This window comes from Leptospiraceae bacterium, from assembly GCA_025059995.1.
In the GTDB taxonomy this organism is placed as follows: domain Bacteria; phylum Spirochaetota; class Leptospiria; order Leptospirales; family Leptonemataceae; genus SKYB61.
The window spans coordinates 1-725 of the sequence record JANXCF010000013.1; the positions used below are offsets into that span (position 1 = coordinate 1).

A 725-nucleotide genomic window follows, 5' to 3' on the forward strand; every position below is an offset into this window, starting at 1 on the left:
TAGAGTATCAGATTTATCTCTAAGCCATGGATATGAGTTATTAAACACAAAAGACAGTATAAATCAAAAAGCAGTCGAAGAACTTCATTTGGTGAAGGCAAAGCCAGGAACTGTCTTGTTCCCACGAAGCGGTGCTGCTATTCTTACTAACAGAAAAGTTCTTTTAGCTATAGATGCATACATAGTGTCGCATTTAGCTGCAGTTGAGCCTATTCAGAGTATTCTTGATAGTAAGTATGCTCTTTATGCAATCTTAACTATAGATATGAAGAATCATACAGACAATCCTTCTTATCCATCACTAAAACTTTCTAAAATATCTCAACTCTCCCTCCCCCTCCCCCCTCTTCAAGAACAAAAACGCATAGTCCAATATCTTGAAAAAGTCCATAGCAAAATAAAAGAAATAATTAAAGAAATAGAAAAATCAGAAGAAGAATTAAAACTCCTTGAAAAATCGGTGCTTGACAAAGCTTTTAAAGGTAAACTATAATCTACAATTTCAAAACAATTTCTTTAAAAATCTTTCCCCTATGCTTATAGTCTTTAAACAAATCAAAACTTGAACCACCTGGAGAAAATAAGATAGGTTCTTTATTTGAATTTTCAAGTGCAAACTTTATAGCATCCTCTAAGTTTTCAAATTCATAGACATTTACAATATCCTTAAATTCATTATAGAAAAACTTCCTATTTTTCCCGAATGCAACAATGAAACTAACTCT

At 32.1% G+C, this 725-nt stretch carries 2 protein-coding genes; one reads left to right on the plus strand and one right to left on the minus strand.

The genetic code is table 11. The features are described 5' to 3' along the window. Nucleotides 1-493 (plus strand): restriction endonuclease subunit S (locus NZ853_11515; GenBank protein MCS7206312.1); only part of this gene is annotated, 493 nt, incomplete at its 5' end. Between the two features lies 1 nt (nt 494). Here NZ853_11515 and NZ853_11520 read toward each other — a convergent pair. After that, nucleotides 495-725, minus strand: a 231-nt coding sequence (locus NZ853_11520) for a hypothetical protein (protein ID MCS7206313.1), incomplete at its 5' end; no start/stop codon positions are given.